Genomic DNA, 1488 nt, shown 5'->3' with positions numbered 1-1488 from the left:
TAAAGATAAGATTTTGTTGTCTAAACTTCATTAAATAATCACTTTGACTAATCAAATAAGGTAAAAAAGACGTAATTCTGAAAAATTGACAAAAAAATCCCCAAAAAAGCCGTGATAAGAGGGTAGAAAGGTTCATGACCAAAAAAGAAATAGCAATAGAAGTTAAAGAAGTATGAGGCAATTTAGCCATGACTCTACCCAGGCTAAATCTTCGTTTACCTTGTCCGAATTTACCCTCAATAGAATTACGAATCCGTTCATCATCAATAGCTTGTTTCTTTGTTTCTTTACTGACATTTTTAGGTGGTCTACCCAGTGGTGATCCGCTAATTCTAATTCCTCTTTCTTTACACCAGTCTCTATTTTCCCTATTACGGTAAATTTTATCTACATGAACAGATTCAGGATAATATCCAGTGTAATTTTTGTAGGCTTCAACCTGTGATTTTAAGTCCCCTGATTCATTAAAATTATCCCAACTGATATGGTCTAAAAATACATAACCATCAAAGCAACTAGCTGAGAACTTTGCCCCAAATTCCGTGTTTTTAGCGGCTTTACCACGGACTATCGGACGAATATGTGGTTGACTTAAGCTGACAATTCTGTCTTCTATACTCCGTTTTTCATGTTCATATAACCATAGTTGTTGACGATACACTTCTGCCACTACTAGCAACATTTTATATTGTCTGTTGCTCAATTCTAAGAGTGACGCACCCGCATTCATTAGTTGTTGAATGTGCGCTAGGTTTCTTTTGATATATTGCAGTTGTTTCTTGATAGCTTTTCTTCTTTCAGAGGATTTTACTTTCTTTTTTCTAGCTACTACTAAATAATCTTTTCTTGCTCTTTTTCTGTAGGTTCTGGGTTTGTTGCCTTTTTTGATTTTCAGGGAGTTATATAATATATCTATAATTGTTTCTGTGTGCAATCTTATGCTTGATTTAATAATCCTAAATCTGTGGGATAACTTATATCTGCTGGCGCACAACTGGCATCTAATATTAATTTACCTCGATTCATCACCTCACTTTTTGAATCCTCTACTTCTGACTTTTTTGCTTTTACTTCTTCCTCCTCTTGACTTTCTAATACATTTTTAACTATCTTCTGATTCAATTTATTGACTAAGTTCATATCTATCCTTTCTCGAAAATGAACTAGCATTGATGGGTCAAATGGGGAATGATTGCTATAGGCTGACATTCCTATAAAGTATTGCAGGTAAGGGTTTTCTCTAATCTGTTCTACTGTTTCCCGATCACTTGTCCCTAGTTTCTCTTTGATTATTAATGCTCCCAATGCCATTCTAAATGTTTTCGCTGGTGCGCCTAAAACTTCAGTGAATATCGCTGCGTATTCTGCTTCAAATTCTGTCCAAGGTATTATTTCCGCCAAGATTACCCAACGGTTATCTGCTGCTAGTTTCCCTCCAAAGGGTAGCCCAAACTCTTCCGATGGCGTGTCTTGTTGTTTTTGTTTGCG

At 35.8% G+C, this 1488-nt stretch carries 1 protein-coding gene; it reads right to left on the bottom strand.

Annotated elements, in window-relative coordinates:
- Positions 1-1488, bottom strand: a protein-coding gene (locus A0J48_RS26600) for an IS5 family transposase (RefSeq protein WP_200327566.1) whose coding sequence is annotated in 2 segments (ribosomal slippage) — positions 1-937 and positions 940-1488 — 1486 coding nt annotated over the 2 segments. Because the reading frame shifts where the segments join, the coding sequence is not laid out codon by codon here. This gene is flagged as partial in the annotation.

Source organism: Sphaerospermopsis aphanizomenoides BCCUSP55, assembly GCF_001586785.1.
GTDB classification, from domain to species: domain Bacteria; phylum Cyanobacteriota; class Cyanobacteriia; order Cyanobacteriales; family Nostocaceae; genus Sphaerospermopsis_A; species Sphaerospermopsis_A aphanizomenoides_A.
The sequence above is the reverse complement of the archived record's forward strand: the minus strand, read 5'-3'. Positions and strand labels throughout refer to the sequence as shown.